Here is a 16,279-nt window from a genome sequence, read left to right on the forward strand (position 1 = left end):
GGCAAGAAATTCGAGAGTTCCGGCATTCAAGGAAATGGCATTGCGGGCATAATTTTACGTCATCAAGCATTCCTTGGAGACGCAGCAATGACGACTGAAAATATCGATAAATCAAAGACAAAGATTGCGATCATCACCGGCGGCAGCCGTGGTCTTGGTCGCAACACCGCCGTTCATCTCGCCCAACGCGGTGTCGATGCCATCCTAACCTATAATTCAAATAGGGCAGAAGCCGATAGCGCCGTAGCCGAGATCGAAGCGCTCGGTCAAAAGGCCGTGGCCCTACGGCTTGATGCCGGCAATGTGGCCTCCTTCGACGCTTTCGTTGTCGAGGTCGGCCGCGCGCTGCAGCAGGTATGGGGCCGCGATCGTTTCGATTTCCTCGTCAACAATGCCGGCACGTCCTATCACGCCTCCATCGCCGAAACGACGGAAGCCGAATTTGACAAGCTCTACAATGTCCATCTCAAGGGCGTCTTCTTCCTGACGCAGAAACTGTTGCCGTACATCGTGGATGGTGGCCGCATCGTCAATATTTCCTCCGGTCTTGCCCGTTTCAGCAATCCGGGCTCGTCGGCTTATGCCGCGATGAAGGGTGCAGTGGAGGTCCTGACGCGCTATCTTGCCAAGGAGCTCGGCGCTCGCGGCATCGCCGTCAATACCGTTGCGCCGGGTGCGATCCAGACGGATTTCAGCGGCGGCATCGTTCGCGACAATCCGGAGGTCAACAGGATGGTCGCCTCCATGACGGCGCTCGGTCGTGCCGGCCTGCCAGACGATATCGGCCCGATGATCGCCTCGCTGCTGTCGGACGACAATCGCTGGGTCAATGGCCAACGCATCGAAGTCTCGGGCGGGATGTTCGTCTAAGGTCCGAACGTATCCTTGAATTTTCTATCACCTCAGCCGGCCGCGGCTGGGGTGCTTGTCTGCCAGCCATTCACCCAGATCTGCCTCAAACCGTCGCCTTCGCCCTTGAACCATAATCCCGTCGCCTCGCAGCCTTCGATCCGGTCGCTGCGGAAATTGCGGATGGCCTGACGCAGCTCGCACCAGGCAACGATATTGGCGGTTTCGGCATAGTAGATCAGCGCGATCGGCCGGATGATGCGTTCCGTGGCGCGGCCGAGCTCGTCGCGATAGGCAAGGTCCAGCTTTTCCTCATCGCGAATGGCGCGGCGCACCAGCGAGAGGTCGATCGCCGCGGCCGAAGGTGCTGCAAAGCCCCAGGCATGCAGCGCATTGGCATCGAGCGTCTGGCGCAGCGGCGGCGGCACGGCACCGGCAATCTTCGCGGTGACGCGCTTGGCCGCTTGTTTCAGCTCGGCGTCGCCGGTGCGCTCCAATAGCGCCAGCGACAGCACGATCGCTTCCATTTCTTCGATCGAGAACATCAGCGGCGGCAGGTCGAAGCCGGGCCGCAGGATATACCCAATTCCGCGTTCGCCCTCGATCGGCACCCGCATCGCCTGCAACGCGGCAATATCGCGATAAACCGAACGCACCGTCACCTCCAGCCGGGCGGCAATATCGGCCCCCGTCACCGGCCGCTTCGCCAGCCGCAGGATCTGGATGATCTCGAACAGGCGCGATGCCTTGCGCATTTCTTGTCCCAAAGATGAAGGCTACTGACAATACACCGTCAGTTGGCTCATTTTATAAGACTGCCTATCGACTTGAAAATCAACCATTTCCTCTCCTATTTCCATGGAGAGCTCGATAGGCAACTGACATGGGTTACGCAGAAAATCTCTGGCTCTTCTTCATCCTTCTTCTGGGCATCATCATCGTACCGGGCATGGACATGCTGTTCGTGCTCGCCAATTCGCTGACCGGCGGCAGCAATCGCGGTCTTGCCGCGACAGGCGGCATCATGCTGGGCGGCGCGGTGCATTCTCTGAACGGCGCCATCGGCATCGGCCTGCTGATGCATTTCGTGCCCGTTCTCTTCAATCCGCTGCTTGTTATCGGCGGAGCCTATATGGCCTTCATCGGCTATACGCTGATGCGCAGTTCCATCACGGTGGGAGGCGAGGGACCGGCTGGCAGCCGTTCTGCCTGGAAAGCCTTCCGGCAGGGGGCGGTCACTTGCCTCATCAATCCCAAGGCCTATCTCTTCATCTTTGCCGTCTATCCGCAGTTTCTGAAGCCGGATTACGGCCCGATGTGGATACAGGCCGTCATCATGGGAGCCATGACCATCGCCACCCAATTTGCCGTTTACGGCGGACTTGCCATTACTGCCGGGCGCAGCCGAGATCTGCTGGTTGCCAATCCCAGGGCAACCGCATTCGCAGGCCGCGCAGCTGGGTTGTTGCTGGTCGCAGTTTCGGTGTTCACGGTCTGGGAGGGCCTGAAATTGGGGTGAGGGCTGATGCGGCGAATGCATGTGTCTATTGCATGACACTGATTTCACTCAGCTCTCACCACTTTGTGACTTCATTGCCGGAAAGGAAACCGGCAAACATGTCGCCGTAATCATGCGCCAAGGCCGCCTGGGCGGCCTTGATCATTCGGAGAGGTAGGAGAACGAAATGAAGTGGAAAGCGATTGTGATGGCGACGGCTCTGGCCGGCATCGCACTGGGTTCGGTCGTCGCGGCCGACGGCACGCATGACTCCCGCATCGGCATGATGAAGAAGATCGGCGGCGCAGCGGGTGCTCTCGGCGCGATTGCCAAGGGCGACAAGCCCTATGACGCTGACATCGTCAAGGCATCTCTGACAACGATCGCCGAAACTGCCAAGGCCTTCCCGGATCAGTTCAACCCGCAGAGCGACAAGACCGATCCGGAGGTCAATCCGAAGATCTGGGATAATCTCGATGACTTCAAGGCGCATGCCGCCAAGCTTTCGACCGATGCCGAGACGGCGCTCGCCCAGCTTCCTGCCGACAAGGCCGGTGTCGGTGCGACGCTGAAGACGCTCGGCGGCAGCTGCGGCGCCTGTCATCAGGCCTACCGCATCAAGAAAGACTAAGCGGTGGGTCTAGAAATCGATCTTGGCGTCCGCACCGGTTCTGCCGGTGCGGACCTCTTTGGTTTTAGAGCTAAGGCTAAGGGGTGGAATGATGGCGCGGTTTATTCGATGGCTGCTTTGCCTTTTCGGCGTGATCATCCTCGGCAGCGTCGCGTTTTACGTCATCACCGCACCGTCGCCTTTGCCGGCGAGTCATTGGGCCAATCTCGGCGATCCCGACATCAAGAACGGCCAGATGGTTTTCTGGGCGGGCGGCTGTACGAGCTGTCATGCCGCTCCCGGCGCGCAAGGCGACGCCAAGTTGGTGCTTTCGGGTGGCCTGGCGCTGACCAGCCCCTTCGGCACCTTCCATGCGCCGAATATCTCGCCGGATGAGAAGGCGGGGCTCGGAACCTGGACGCTCGCCGATTTCGGCAATGCCATGAAGCGCGGCGTCGGCAAAAACGGCGAACATCTCTATCCGTCTTTTCCCTACGGCTCCTATACCCGCATGAGCGACAAGGACATCAACGACCTCTGGGGCTTCCTGAAGACGTTGCCGAAAAGCGACAATGTCGCTCCGCCGCACGAGCTGCCCTTTCCCTTCAATATTCGGCTGGCGCTGGGCGGCTGGAAGTTCCTTTATCTCAACGATCAGCCGCGCGTCGTGCTTGCCAATGCCGACGAGAAGGTCAAGCGTGGTCAGTATCTCGTGGAAGGGCCGGGACATTGCGGCGAATGCCATACGCCACGTGACAGCCTCGGCGGCTTCGTGAGCGGCCAATGGCTGGCGGGGGCGCCCAATCCGGAGGGCAAGGGCCAGATTCCGGATATCACGCCCGGTTCGAAGGCCATTGGCAGCTGGAGCGCCGGCGATATCGCCAACTACCTCGAAACCGGCTTCACCCCGGACTACGATTCCGCCGGCGGTTCGATGGCCGAAGTCCAGCAGAACATCGCGCATCTGCCGGCATCCGACCGGGAGGCGATTGCAGCCTATCTCAAGGCGCTGCCGGCGAAGTAAGCCGCAAGATGCTCAAGCCGCGTCCGAGCGCTTAGCGAGATAGAGATGCGTTTCATAATGCAGCTCGAATGCCCCGCCATGCGCGTTGATCGCATCGGCAAGCTCGGAAAGCAGCGCTTTCCGCTGATCCTCGGCCAAAAGCCGGTAGCTAGAGAGCGTCCGCAAGAGATCGGTATAGCTTTGTGCCGTGTGCGATCGGCTCCAGCGATAGGAGTGATGGACTGGTTCCTCGAAATAATCGGACTGCAGCAACTCCCGAGCAAAGGGACCATCGGGCAGATACCAGGCTTCCACGGGCGGACCGGCGAGTTGCGGGGCATAGCGGGCGTAGATCCCCGCGAACTTTTCTGACAGCGGCGGTTCCGGTTTCATCGGCACATTGCCGAAGACGGCGAGTGTTCCTTCCGGCGCGAGGAGGGCGGCCGTCCTGACGAAGCGCAGTTCCGGCGAAACCCAGTGGAAGGATTGGGCCGCGAATATCAGCGCGAAGCTCTCCGGCTCGCCCGGCCATGCTTCGAAGGTGGTTTGCTCGAACCGCACTCGCGGAAATTCCGCCAATCTTTCCTGGGCAACTGCAATCAGTTCCGCGCCGGGATCAAGCGCGAGAACCGAGAGGCCACGGCGAGCAAAGCTCTCTGTCGCTTGTCCGGTGCCGCAGCCGATTTCGAGGACTTGATCCTTGGCTTCCAGCCTGGCGAAATTGATGACATCGGTAAAAAGCGCATCGGGATAGAGCGGGCGGGAAGCATTGTAGAGGCTGGCGACGCCATCGAATGTGAACCGCTGTTCCAAGTCGCATCTCCAGTTGCAGATCGAAGTCGACAGCCATTTTTCTAGCGCATTTCCGGTCAAGCTTGTAGCCATCGGATTCGGCAACAGGAGAGTGTGGTCGTGGACGCAAGGGTGGCGCGGAAGGTTCCTTATTTCAGCCAATGGGAAACGCCTGACATGACGCTGGCGGTCGTCGCCGAGGGTGCACAATCGGCCTTGCTGAAGGACCCGCTCTGGGCGTCATCCGGCGCAAGCAGCGTCGAGGATTATGCGCGATGGGCCGGCAATCTCTGCGGCATGGCCTGCTTGAAGATGGTGCTTGCCGCCCGCACCGGCAAAACCATCACGATCATGGATCTGGCCATGGGTTGCCGGGAATATGGCGGCTATGTCGAGGAGGCGGATGGCCGGATCAAGGGATTGATCTATGCGCCGTTCGTCCCATTCGTTCGTGATCGCTTCGATCTGAATGCTCGCGTCGTCATTGGCATTTCCGTCGCCGACATCGCTGATATCCTCGATCAATCGGAGTTCTTCATCGCGTCTGTGCATCATTCGATCCGCTGGCCAGAGACCGAGCCGCCGGCCAAGGGTGGCCATCTGGTGCTGGTGACGGCCATCGACGGCAATAATATCCGCTTCCACAATCCGTCCGGTCACGTCGATGCGACGCGCGAGAATGCCGAAATGCCGCTGGAGGTGTTCGAGAGGTTCTTTGCAGGCCGCGGGATCGTCATCGATCACTGAAGCATTGCCAGGAAAGCGCGCAGCGGTTTTCTGTCCGGAATGCGCGAAACCAGAAACACTCTAAAAATCAATATCGGATGGCGATCCTCTTAAAGGCCGGCATCAGGCCAAAGCCTGAAGGTAGCGCATGCCGGTGACCGGACGCGGCTTGAAATCCATGTTTTCGTAGAAGCGGTGGGCCTGGAAATTCCCCGTCGCAGCGCCGACCGAAAGATAGCTGCAGCCCGCCTTGCGGGCGATATCGCGGGCGCGGTCGACGAGATGCTGCCCGACGCCATGGCCGCGATGGCCGTCGCGCACGAAGAGATGGTGCAGATCCATGCCTCGCTGTCCCTCTTGTGCCTTGTAGAGTGGCACGAGGATGGCGTAGCCGATCAGCCCCTGTTCGCCTTCGGCAACAAGCGCCGTGATCCACGGCATAGGACCGAAGAGATCGCGCTCAAGCTGCTCGGGCGTGGTGCCGGAGGGGTCGCCATGATGGGCGGCGAGCAGCCGGATCATGTCGTTTAGCTCAGGCAGGTCGCGTGGCTGGGCATTGCGGATGGTCAGAACCGGAGGGCGGAGAAGTGAGATGTCGCTATCGTCTAGCATGGCATTTTGCGTCCTTGTTTTTTTGAATGAGCCGTCAGGACGCTGCCGATACAACAAAGCCGCCTGACGGCGGCTTGTTGACAATATGATCTGTCTTGGCCGCCTGTTACAGGTACAGCCAAAAATACGAGCAATTATGGAGCGCGTGCGTGATCATGGGCGCATCAATGATCTGGTTCAGCGCTTTTGTCAATGGGGCCTCAATGCTCGTGTTCGCACAGGCCGTGATCGGAGAGTGCGCGGATGACATAGCAGTCTTCGATGCTATGGCCGTCGCAATGCGAAACGATGCGCTCCAGCTCATGCTCCAGCTTCTTCAGGCGTGCGATCTTGGTGCGAACGTCATCGAGATGCTCCTTGGCGATACGGTCGGCGCCCACGCAGGGGCGGTCCGGATGCTGGCTGAGCGAGATCAACTCCTTAATAGCATCGATCGTCAGGCCCAGGTCGCGGCCATGTCTGATAAAGGCGAGGCGCTCAAGATCGGCTTTGGAGTAACGCCGCTGGTTTCCTTCGCTGCGTTCCGGCTCCGATATCAGGCCCATCTGTTCGTAATAGCGGATCGTCGGCACTTTCACGCCGGTCCGCCTGGATAGATCGCCGATGGTCAGCATTGCATGGCCCTCAAATACCTCTAGTCTCTAGAGCAATAGATGAGGCCATGCGTCGAAATTGCAAGGCCAGGTAGTTGTGACAGCCGCCTGGGATTACTGTCTGCCACCTCATCATCCGGTCGTCATCACGAAATTTGGCTTCCAATTCATCATCACAAATAGTATACCCCCCTATATTATAAATCGAGGCTACGATGTCCCATACCATTCGACAGCAGGCGAAGCTCCTTTCTCGCGTCCGTCGCCTTAAGGGGCAGATGGAAGCGGTGGAGCGAGCGTTGGAGGCTGAGCTGCCTTGCGGGGAAATCTTGCAGCTTCTTGCCTCCATTCGCGGTGCCCTGACGGGGCTGACCGGAGAGGTGCTGGAAGATCATCTACATGAACATGTGCTGCATGCCGAAACTGATGAGGCCCGCCGGCAGGCGGTCGATGAGATAGCCGACGTGCTGAAGACCTATCTGCGGTGACGGGCTTCAGGCGTTCAAAAAGAGAGTGATGTCATGAGTATTTCCTCCGAAATGGGCCACAGCCATGTTTTTCTGGGCTCCGACCACCAGCGCAACGAACGCCGCATCTGGCTCGTCATCGCACTCACAGCGGTCATGATGGTGGTCGAGATCGGCGCGGGCACGATTTACGGCTCGATGGCGCTGCTCGCCGATGGCTGGCATATGTCGACCCATGTTAGCGCCATGCTGATTTCGGCGCTCGCCTATCTCTACGCACGCCGGCATGCGCATAATGCACGCTTCACCTTCGGCACCGGCAAATTCGGCGATCTCGCGGGCTTTGCCAGCGCGATCGTGCTGGCGCTGATCGCGCTGATCATGGGCTGGGAGAGCATTCTGAGATTGCTCGATCCGGTGGCGATTAATTTCCGCGAGGCGATTGCGATCGCGGTGATCGGCCTTATCGTCAATCTGGTCAGCGCATGGCTTCTGCGCGACGATCACAGCCATCATCACCACGGTCACGCCGGCCACGGGCACAGCCATGGCCACGCCCATACTCACGATCACGACCATCATCATGAGCATCATGATGATCACCATCATGATCATGGCCAAAAAGGTGGCAGGGATAACAATCTGCGCTCGGTCTACGTCCATGTCATCGCGGATGCGATGACCTCGGTTCTCGCCATCGCTGCCCTGCTGCTTGGAAGCCGTTTCGGCTGGACCTTCCTCGATCCCGTCATGGGCATCGTCGGCGGCCTGGTCATCCTGCAATGGGCCTGGAGTCTGCTGCGCGCCTCCGGCGCAGTTCTCCTGGATTTTATCCCACACGGTGAAGATCTGCCTGAGGAGATCCGCGAGGCGATCGAAACGGACGAGGATCGGATTACCGATCTGCATGTATGGCGGGTCGGCCCTGGGCATCATGCGGCTATCGTTGCGGTCGCGACGCCCGTCTCGCGCGATCCGTCCTTCTACAAGGCGCGGCTTGCCGAGATCCACGAGCTCTCGCACGTGACGGTCGAAGTTACCGTCGACAAGGCGGCATAGAATCCGCTAGCAATCGGTAAGGTCAGAGGCTTGCCATATTCCTCGCATAGCCAAAATCTGCCCGATTCTGCTGGAGGCCTCTCATATGCCCACATTGCTCACACGCCGCCGCCTCATGGCGGGCTCGGCACTGCTTCTTCCCGCCCTGACGCTCGGCCCCGACGCGCTCTTTGCCCAGAATAGCAGTGCCTCGCCACAGACGCCGCCCACAACGGATAATTCGGCAGCACCCGATGCCAGCGGCCAGGGAATGGAAGACAGCAGCGGAACGCAGGATAATTCGCAGCTGTCCGACGATGTCGACAAGCAGCTTGCCGATCTGGAAAAGAAGACCGGCGGGCGCCTCGGCGTCTCCGTACTCGATACCGAAACCAATATTTCGCTCGGCCATCGCGAGGAGGAGCATTTTCCCCTGTGCAGCACCTATAAGGCGCTTGCCGCCGGCTTTGTGCTGGCGCGCGTCGATCAGGGCACGGAAAAGCTCGACCGCCGCGTCACCTACGGCAAGGATAAGGTCGTCACCTATTCGCCGGAAACGGAAAAGCACGCCGACGGCGATGGCATGACCATTGCCGAGCTCTGCGCAGCTGCTATCACGCTGAGCGACAATACGGCCGGCAATCTTCTGCTCGAAAGTTTCGGCGGACCCGCCGCTTTGACCTCGTGGCTGCGCACCACAGGCGATACCGAGACCCGCCTTGATCGCAACGAGCCGGATGTCAACCAGGCCGTCAAGGACGACCCGCGCGACACGACGACCCCCGATGCGATGCTGGATTCGATCGGCCTTCTGACACTCGGCAATACGCTGTCGGAAACATCGAGGGAGCAGCTGGTCAACTGGCTCGTCGCCAATACCACAGGCAACAACCGCTTACGGGCCGGCCTACCGAAGGACTGGAAGGTCGGCGATAAGACCGGCACCGGTAATAATGGTTCCTATGCTGATATCGCCGTCATCTGGCCACCGGACCGGGGTGCGATCTTGGTCACGACCTTTGTTGCCGAGGCGACCGCGCCTGCAAAGGATGTGGAGGCAGTGTTTGCCGAGATCGGCAAGATCGTTGTCGACATGGTCGGGCAATAGCGAGATATCGATAATGAAAACAAGACGATAAGAGCGAGATGTGAATCAGGTCCGTATCGTCTTCAAGTGGTTTGGCAATTGACTCAGACCAGCGCCAATGCCGCAGCTGCGCTGTCCGTTTCCTGATCGCTATCATCATCAGTGTTGCCGGCTCCGAGCTTCTGCTTGATCTCATCGGCAATCTGGTCGTTGATTGCCTTCTGCTCGTCGGCCGGTAAGGACTTGAACGAATCTTCCGTCAGGCCATGTGCCTCGAGATATTGCGCGCGGATCTTCTGGGCCGGCGTCATGTTCGCCCATTTGGCAAACTCGTCGAGAATGTCCTGATCGGATTGCCCGCTTGACGACGCCGAGCTGCTTCCGTCCGCGGCCGCCACGCTATCCTGCTCACCGCCGTCACCCGAGGTCGAAGACGATGCGCTGCCAAACTGGCTGAGCCAGAAGCCGGATGAAATCGAGGAGGGGACACCGCTGGACGAGATGGACGGTCCCTGCGAATCCTCCTGCTGGTCGTCGCCGTCGTCCGGCAGCGAGAAGGGTGTGCTGTCGTCACTGTCGCTGCTTTGCTGGCTGCGGATCGGCGTGCTGAAATAATTTTGGGTGCTGCTGTGCACTTTCATCGTCATATCTCCCTGCGGGTCGAGACGACGATGACTCTGCAAGCCTGTCTGGGGCTTGTGCGCTTAAGCTTCCTCAGGTGCCGCAGAAGGTCTGAAGCACCCGTTCCGCCGGCAATGGCGGTTCGGCAAAAGACGCAAAAGCAGGCTGATCCTGGTAAGGAGTTGCCAGCACCTTCAGCAACGCTTCGAACAACGAGAAATCACCATCCTCGACCGCAGCGTCGATGGCCTGCTCGATTCGGTGATTGCGGGGGATGAAGGCCGGATTGACCTTGCGCATCGCCGCCGACCGCGCTGCCGGCGTCTGCGGATCGCGAGCGAGCCGCTCGCGCCAGCGTTCGAGCCAAGGTGCCGCTGCTTGCGGGTCGTTGAACGCAGCAGCGAAATCGGTCGCCTCGTCATCTGCGGCGAGTGCCGCAAGTCGGCGGAAGGTGAGCGTAAAATCAGCGCCTTGCTGCTGCATCGTCGCCAGCAGCGACTGGATCAGGTCCAGATCGCCGTCCTCTTCGCTCACAAGCCCGATCTTGGCGCGCATGCCGGCAAGCCAATAGGCCTGAAAGCGTTCGCCATAGGCTTTGATGACCGTGTTTGCCAGATCGATCGCCGTATCGACGGACGGGTCGATCAGCGGGATCAGCGTCTCGCCGAGGCGTGCAAGATTCCATTGGCCGATCGCGGGCTGGTTGGCATAGGCATAGCGGCCGTTGCGGTCGATGGACGAGAACACGGTCGCCGAATCATAGGCATCCATGAAGGCGCAGGGACCGAAATCGATCGTCTCTCCCGAGACGGTCATATTGTCGGTGTTCATCACCCCATGGATGAAACCGACATGCAGCCAGCGCGCGATCAATGAAGCTTGCCGATCGGCCACGGCTTCCAGCAGTGCAAGATAAGGGTTCTTGCGGTCTCTGATTTCCGGGTAATGCCTGGCAATGACGTGATCCGCCAGGGTCCGCACACTCTCCGTATCGCCCCGCGCCGCAAAGAACTGGAAGGTGCCGACGCGGATATGGCTCGCCGCCACGCGGGTAAATACCGCACCGGGCAATACTTCCTCGCGATAGACAGGCTCTCCTGATGTCACGGCCGCGAGCGCCCGCGTCGTCGGAATGCCGAGCGCATGCATGGCCTCGCTGACGATATATTCGCGCAGAACGGGCCCGAGCGCCGCGCGCCCATCGCCGCGGCGGGAAAACGGCGTCGGTCCCGGACCCTTGAGCTGAATGTCCCGGCGCTTGCCGTTGCGATCCTTCACCTCGCCAAGCAGGATCGCGCGGCCATCGCCAAGCTGCGGAACGAAATTGCCGAACTGGTGGCCGGCATAGGCCATGGCGATCGGCCGCGATCCCGGCAGCAACTCGTTACCAGAAAAGATCGCCGCCGCATTTTGTTTGAGCGCCTCCACATCCAGCCCGAGTTCCCGCGCCAGCGCCTCGTTGAACTTGATCAGCTGCGGCGCGGCGACCGGGGTCGGCGCCTGGTCAGCAAAGAACTGCGGCGGCAGGCGCGCGTAGCTGTTGTCGAAGGCGATCGGCGGCGCCCGAAGCGCGGTGTCATCGTGAAGAGGAGAGCTCATGCTCCTAAGGTAGGGCCGGTGCGTGGGAGGCGCAAGGCGGATATCGTAATCGGCTTTGCTGTTGCCAATTTCAAAGTCCGCTGTCCTCCAGCTCCCGCGCCATCTCCGCAAGCTTGCGCACCGTATTGAGATTTCTGGACGTGCCCGCCTTCAGCGCCGGTAACTTCAGCTTCGAGCGTCCGGAGCCATCTGGGTAGTGCACATAGATTTCGCGGCCGGCGATATCCACTTCCTCGCCCCCGGGTGCGACGAGCTTGGTGAGTGCATCCTCCGGTGCCGCCTCCTGTAGGAAAGTCACCAGTAGGTAGTTCGGCTTGGCATGCGGGAAGGGCGAATTATCAGCCGCCCTTTCCAGAGCCTCGCGGCTGCGCAGGATCACGCCCGGAGACTTGCCCATCTTGGCGGCCAGCGCCTTTTCAAGTTGCACTTGCACCGTTGCCTCGTTCTCCCCTGTACGGAAGACCACGTTGCCGCTCTGGATGTAGGTGCGCACATCCTTGAAGCCGATCTCTTCGCAGAGCGCCTTAAGATCGGTCATGGACAGCATGCCGGTGCCGCCGACATTGACGGCACGCAGCAGGGCGACGAAGACGGTCATGGTTTCCTCCCGCCGTTCCGTTTACATCTTTTCAGCGACCTTGACGGCGAAGGCGTATTCGAACGCCACTTCCTCCAGGCGCTGGAAACGGCCGGAAGCGCCGCCATGGCCGGCATCCATGTTCGTCTTCAACAGGATGGGCGCGTCGCTCGTCGTCTTGTCGCGCAGCTTGGCGACCCACTTTGCCGGTTCCCAATAGGTGACGCGCGGATCGGTGAGGCCACCGAGCGCGAGGATCGGGGGGTAGGGCTTCTCGGCGACATTGTCGTAGGGACTATAGGCGGCGATCTGCTCGTACTCTTCCTTGCTCTCGATCGGATTGCCCCATTCCGGCCATTCCGGAGGGGTCAACGGCAGAGTGTCGTCGAGCATGGTGTTGAGCACGTCGACGAAGGGCACGGCGGCGATGATGCCGGCGAATTTCTCCGGCGCCATGTTGGCGATGGCCCCCATCAGCATGCCGCCCGCCGATCCGCCCTCGGCAATGATCCTCGCGTAAGAAGTGAACTTCTCCTGATTCAAATAGTCGGCGGCTGCGATGAAGTCCTTGAAGGTATTGGTCTTCTTTTCCATCTTGCCATCTTCGTACCAGGCAAAACCCTTGTCCTTGCCGCCGCGGATATGGGCGATGGCATAGACGAAGCCGCGATCGGCAAGCGACAGGCAATTGGTGTTGAAACCGGCCGGGATGGTGACGCCATAGGCGCCATAACCATAGAGCAGGCAGGGGGCTGAGCCGTCGAGGGGTGTGTCCTTGCGATAAAGCAGCGTTACCGGCACGGTTTCGCCATCCCAAGCGGGTGCGAAGACGCGGCGCGTCACATAGTCTTCCGGATTGTGGCCAGAGGGCACTTCCTGCGTTTTCAGCAGGGTGCGCTCGCGCGTCACCATATTGTAGTCGTAGAGCTGGCTCGGCGTCGTCATCGAGGAGTAGGAGAAGCGGATGACATCCGTATCGTATTCTGCCGCACCCTGCAGGCCGAGCGCATAGGCCTCCTCTTCGAAGGCGATCGCGTGTTCCTCGCCGGTACGACGGTCGCGGATGATGATGCGCGGCAGGCCGTCCTTGCGCTCCAGCCAGAGGAGATGGCGGGCATAGGCGAGATGGCTGAGGATCAGCGTGCCCGGCTTATGCGGCACGACCTCACGCCAGTTTTCCTTGCCTGGATTCTTCGCCGGCGCCTCCATGATCTTGAAATCCTTGGCGTCGCCATCATTGGTGAGAATGTAGAAGACGTCGCCGCCTTCACTGATCTCATATTCGATCTCGGTTTCGCGCTCGGCCACGATCTTGGGCTCGGCGGTCAGATCCGAGGTCGGGATGATGCGATATTCGCTGGTCTCGTGATCATGGATATCGATGAAGATGTAATCGTCGAGCAGCGAGCCGCCGACGCCCATGAAGAAGCCCGGATCCTCCTCCTCATAGACGAGCCGGTCGTCCGACTGCGGCGTGCCGATGATGTGATGGAAGATCTTCGAGGGGCGATGGTTCTCGTCCTGCAGCGTGTAGAAGAAGCTCTTGCCGTCGGGCGCCCAGACGGCATCGCCGCCGGTATTCTCGATCACGTCGGGCAGATCTGCGCCGGTCTCGAAATTGCGGATCTTCAGCGTGAAATATTCCGAACCCTTGTCGTCATAGCCCCAGATGCCGAGGCTGTGATCGGAGGAATGATCGAGGCCGGAAAGGCGGAAATAGGATTTCCCTTCATTCTCCTTGTCGCCATTCAGCAGCAGCTTGCGTTCGCCACCGTTGCGCGGTTCGCGGAAGAAGTGGGGCTGCTCGCCGCCGGTAACGAAAAGTGTGCCGTAGGCATAGGGGCCATCCTTCATCGGTATCGAGCTGTCGTCTTCCTTGATACGGCCCTTCATTTCGCCGAAGAGAACCTTCTGAAGCTCCTTCGTATCCGCCATCGCGGCGTTCATGTAGGCGTTCTCCGCCTCCAGATGCGACCGGATTTCCGGCGCGAGGATCGACGGGTCCTTGAACATGGCTTGCCAGTTGTCGGCCCGCAGCCAGGCATAATCGTCGGTGCGGGTAATGCCGTGACGTGTATCCGTAAACGGCTTCTTCGGAGCGGCAGGCGGAGTGGGAAGGTTCTTGAAAACTGACACGAGGGGCGCTTTCTCTGGAGTGAAAGTCGGATGTGAAGTGAACAGAGAAATAGAGGGCAGCGACGTGAGGTTCAAGCGGCAAGTCTGTTCCTCAAGCTCCATGCAAGCAGCCGATATTAGTCTCCCTCGAATTGGCAGCTTGCGGGAGACCGCATCGGCGCTGCCTTGATGAGACCACATTCTTTCTCGAAGTCGGCATACAGTGCGTCGACACGAAGGCGGTCAGCCTTCTCCGATGGAGCGAACGCACTCAAATCCAAAACAATGCAAGGGACCGGTCTTCATGCTGAAACTCTTCGCCATCTTGATTCCATTGGCTAGTATTGCCACCTCCGCCTTCGCCGTCGATGCGGCTATCAAGAAGCAGTTGGAGAAGCTCGATCCCTCGGAACGAATGGAGCAGGCATGCGACGCAGAGGCCATGAAGCGGATCGGCACGGACAAGACGGGTTTCAAGCCGGACAAGGTGATTGCCTATACATTCGGCGATCCGGATATGCAGCCGGATGCCATGAAGGCGCCCGGCGCCGTCTTTCGCAGCAAGGGTGACTGGTATCACCTCTCATACACGTGCGTGACCGGGCCGCAGCATATTCATGTCCGCGATCTGAGCTATCAGATCGGTGACAAGGTGCCGCGCGACGCCTGGCAGGAGCATTATCTTTACGATTGAGCGTCCGGATGAAGCACCAAGGGCCTCCGGACATCACTTCATGGCGGCCATGTTCTATCCTGAGGTAGCTCGCTGCCTTATCGCCGTCTCAGCGATTCCACACGGGTCAGCTCCGCCAGGATGTGGTCCTGTACATTGGACGGCTGCCGACATACGGCATCCGTCAGGTCGCGCAGTGTCGCTCTGAGGCTGTGAAGCTGATCGACCAGGTCCATGACGACATCGACGCCCGGCTCATTGACGCCCATCGCGCTGCTGAGATCGAGGATGAGCCGGCCGCGGGCAATGTCGGCGTCACGGAAGTTGCGGCCCTGATCGGTGACTTCGGGGACAACCCAGCCCTGAGATATCCAGACTTCCAGCACGGTAGTTTCGATCCGGAGGTGAAGTCGAAACTCGTTCTCGTTCATCGCTTATCCTCCCATGGTCTTTCTGGGATCTTGCGCCTTGCCTGCCTCCCATTCGGAAACGAAGCGCGTCAGCTCGGGATCCGGCGCATCTGGAAGGACGATCTTCAGCGAGACATAGGCATCGCCATTGTCTTTGCCGCGCACGGGCGCGCCCTTGCCCTTCAAACGCAGCACCTTGCCCGTATTGGAGTTCGGCGGCAGTGTCACGGTCACAGCACCCGAAGGTGTCGGAACCCGGATCTTGCCGCCGAGCACGGCCTCGCTCAGCGAAATCGGCATTTCCATTCGGATATCATCGCCGTCGCGGGTATAGAAGCGGTGCGGATGCACATGCACCGCAATCAGCGCATCGCCGGGCCTGCCGCCGTTGAAGCCCGGATCACCTTTACCCTTCAGCCGAAGCGTTTGCCCATCGCGTGTTCCCGGTGGAATCTGAACGTCCAGCGCAGGCCCGTCGGGCAGGCTGATCTGCTTCTTGGCGCCGTTGATGGCGTCGAGAAAATCGACCTCCATCGTATAGTGACGGTCTTGACCCTGCATTTGCGATTGGCCCCGGCTGCGCCGCGAGAAGAAGCTGGAAAATATATCGTCGGAATCGCCAAAATCGGCAAAGCCGCCCGCATTCTGATAGCGGCCTCGCTGGCCTTCCTTCGCTGCATAATCGCGATAGTAGTTGCGCGGCGCCTGTTCGGCGCCGCCGCTGTCGATTTCGCCACGGTCGAATCGCGCACGCTTCTCCTCGTCGCCGAGGATGCCGTAGGCTGAGGAGACCTCCTTGAACTTGTCCTCGGCTTGCTTGTCGCCGGGGTTGAGGTCTGGATGCAGCTTCTTGGCAAGCTTGCGATAGGCGCTTTGAATATCCTTTTGCGGGGCGTCCCGCTTTACGCCCAAAACTTCATAGGGATCGCGACTCATACATGTCTCTCTTTGGGAGCACGGAAAAATACGCAGATAGTGTCACGCCAATCTCATATCAATCGTAGCATAG

At 59.8% G+C, this 16,279-nt stretch carries 19 protein-coding genes; 9 read left to right on the forward strand and 10 right to left on the reverse strand.

Translation table 11 applies throughout. The features are described from left to right. The first annotated feature begins 87 nt into the window (after window positions 1-87). A complete protein-coding gene (locus tag AC13RE_RS08595) occupies window positions 88-870 on the forward strand; it encodes an SDR family NAD(P)-dependent oxidoreductase (RefSeq protein WP_488562651.1) in 783 nt (260 codons plus the stop codon). 32 nt (window positions 871-902) lie between these two features. Here the strand turns inward: AC13RE_RS08595 and AC13RE_RS08600 are convergent, their stop codons facing one another. After that, a complete protein-coding gene (locus AC13RE_RS08600) occupies window positions 903-1,604 on the reverse strand; it encodes a helix-turn-helix transcriptional regulator (protein WP_488483583.1) in 702 nt (233 codons plus the stop codon). Window positions 1,605-1,732: 128 nt separating this feature from the next. On the opposite strand from AC13RE_RS08600, the gene AC13RE_RS08605 reads away from it, so the two are divergent. From AC13RE_RS08605 to AC13RE_RS08615, 3 genes are all read left to right on the forward strand, one after another. Further along, complete coding sequence (locus tag AC13RE_RS08605) at window positions 1,733-2,368, forward strand: LysE family translocator (protein WP_132716114.1); 636 nt, start codon at window positions 1,733-1,735, stop codon at window positions 2,366-2,368. A gap of 166 nt (window positions 2,369-2,534) precedes the next feature. After that, window positions 2,535-2,978: a cytochrome c gene (locus AC13RE_RS08610; RefSeq protein WP_132716115.1), complete on the forward strand. Its 444-nt coding sequence runs from the start codon at window positions 2,535-2,537 to the stop codon at window positions 2,976-2,978. A gap of 88 nt (window positions 2,979-3,066) precedes the next feature. After that, the gene (locus AC13RE_RS08615) at window positions 3,067-3,981 is read left to right on the forward strand and encodes a c-type cytochrome (protein ID WP_488562652.1); all 915 of its coding nucleotides are present in this window, start codon (window positions 3,067-3,069) and stop codon (window positions 3,979-3,981) included. Window positions 3,982-3,993: 12 nt separating this feature from the next. Here the strand turns inward: AC13RE_RS08615 and AC13RE_RS08620 are convergent, their stop codons facing one another. Further along, window positions 3,994-4,773: a class I SAM-dependent methyltransferase gene (locus AC13RE_RS08620; protein WP_488562653.1), complete on the reverse strand. Its 780-nt coding sequence runs from the start codon at window positions 4,771-4,773 to the stop codon at window positions 3,994-3,996. A 156-nt stretch (window positions 4,774-4,929) separates the two neighbouring features. Between AC13RE_RS08620 and AC13RE_RS08625 the strand changes: the two genes are divergently transcribed. Then, window positions 4,930-5,499 carry a C39 family peptidase gene (locus AC13RE_RS08625; RefSeq protein ID WP_488562873.1) on the forward strand — a complete coding sequence of 190 codons (570 nt, stop codon included), beginning with the start codon at window positions 4,930-4,932 and terminating at the stop codon, window positions 5,497-5,499. A gap of 102 nt (window positions 5,500-5,601) precedes the next feature. Here the strand turns inward: AC13RE_RS08625 and AC13RE_RS08630 are convergent, their stop codons facing one another. Both AC13RE_RS08630 and AC13RE_RS08635 read right to left on the reverse strand, forming a co-directional pair. Further along, entirely contained in the window at window positions 5,602-6,090 is a 489-nt protein-coding gene (locus AC13RE_RS08630; RefSeq protein WP_112340329.1) for a GNAT family N-acetyltransferase, read from the reverse strand. Window positions 6,091-6,290: 200 nt separating this feature from the next. Then, on the reverse strand, window positions 6,291-6,704 hold the full coding sequence (locus AC13RE_RS08635) for a MerR family transcriptional regulator (protein ID WP_285176497.1): 414 nt from the start codon (window positions 6,702-6,704) through the stop codon (window positions 6,291-6,293). A gap of 194 nt (window positions 6,705-6,898) precedes the next feature. Between AC13RE_RS08635 and dmeR the strand changes: the two genes are divergently transcribed. The 3 genes from dmeR (at window position 6,899) to bla (ending at window position 9,296) form a co-directional block, all read left to right on the forward strand. Beyond that, entirely contained in the window at window positions 6,899-7,171 is a 273-nt protein-coding gene (dmeR, locus tag AC13RE_RS08640) for a Ni(II)/Co(II)-sensing transcriptional repressor DmeR (RefSeq protein ID WP_132716120.1), read from the forward strand. A gap of 33 nt (window positions 7,172-7,204) precedes the next feature. Beyond that, window positions 7,205-8,209 (forward strand): CDF family Co(II)/Ni(II) efflux transporter DmeF, encoded by a 1,005-nt coding sequence (gene dmeF, locus AC13RE_RS08645; RefSeq protein WP_488562654.1) that lies wholly within the window; start codon window positions 7,205-7,207, stop codon window positions 8,207-8,209. Window positions 8,210-8,294: 85 nt separating this feature from the next. After that, the gene (bla, locus tag AC13RE_RS08650; protein ID WP_132716122.1) at window positions 8,295-9,296 is read left to right on the forward strand and encodes a class A beta-lactamase; all 1,002 of its coding nucleotides are present in this window, start codon (window positions 8,295-8,297) and stop codon (window positions 9,294-9,296) included. Window positions 9,297-9,379: 83 nt separating this feature from the next. On the opposite strand, the gene AC13RE_RS08655 is transcribed toward bla, so the two are convergent. The 4 genes from AC13RE_RS08655 to AC13RE_RS08670 all read right to left on the reverse strand — a co-directional run bounded on the left by AC13RE_RS08655 (window position 9,380) and on the right by AC13RE_RS08670 (window position 14,208). Beyond that, a complete protein-coding gene (locus AC13RE_RS08655) occupies window positions 9,380-9,916 on the reverse strand; it encodes a hypothetical protein (RefSeq protein WP_488562655.1) in 537 nt (178 codons plus the stop codon). A 73-nt stretch (window positions 9,917-9,989) separates the two neighbouring features. Further along, complete coding sequence (locus AC13RE_RS08660; protein WP_488562656.1) at window positions 9,990-11,495, reverse strand: protein adenylyltransferase SelO; 1,506 nt, start codon at window positions 11,493-11,495, stop codon at window positions 9,990-9,992. Between the two features lie 70 nt (window positions 11,496-11,565). Then, a complete protein-coding gene (locus AC13RE_RS08665) occupies window positions 11,566-12,093 on the reverse strand; it encodes a DUF1697 domain-containing protein (protein WP_488562657.1) in 528 nt (175 codons plus the stop codon). 21 nt (window positions 12,094-12,114) lie between these two features. Further along, the gene (locus tag AC13RE_RS08670; RefSeq protein ID WP_488562658.1) at window positions 12,115-14,208 is read right to left on the reverse strand and encodes a S9 family peptidase; all 2,094 of its coding nucleotides are present in this window, start codon (window positions 14,206-14,208) and stop codon (window positions 12,115-12,117) included. Window positions 14,209-14,491: 283 nt separating this feature from the next. On the opposite strand from AC13RE_RS08670, the gene AC13RE_RS08675 reads away from it, so the two are divergent. Continuing rightward, on the forward strand, window positions 14,492-14,881 hold the full coding sequence (locus tag AC13RE_RS08675) for a DUF930 domain-containing protein (RefSeq protein ID WP_488483572.1): 390 nt from the start codon (window positions 14,492-14,494) through the stop codon (window positions 14,879-14,881). Window positions 14,882-14,958: 77 nt separating this feature from the next. Here AC13RE_RS08675 and AC13RE_RS08680 read toward each other — a convergent pair whose 3' ends face one another. Both AC13RE_RS08680 and AC13RE_RS08685 read right to left on the reverse strand, forming a co-directional pair. Continuing rightward, window positions 14,959-15,291, reverse strand: a complete 333-nt coding sequence (locus AC13RE_RS08680; RefSeq protein WP_488562659.1) for a chaperone modulator CbpM — start codon at window positions 15,289-15,291, stop codon at window positions 14,959-14,961. Window positions 15,292-15,294: 3 nt separating this feature from the next. Beyond that, entirely contained in the window at window positions 15,295-16,206 is a 912-nt protein-coding gene (locus tag AC13RE_RS08685) for a DnaJ C-terminal domain-containing protein (RefSeq protein ID WP_488562660.1), read from the reverse strand. Between the last annotated feature and the right edge of the window lie 73 nt (window positions 16,207-16,279).

This window comes from Martinezella sp. CNPSo 3959 (assembly GCF_057784355.1).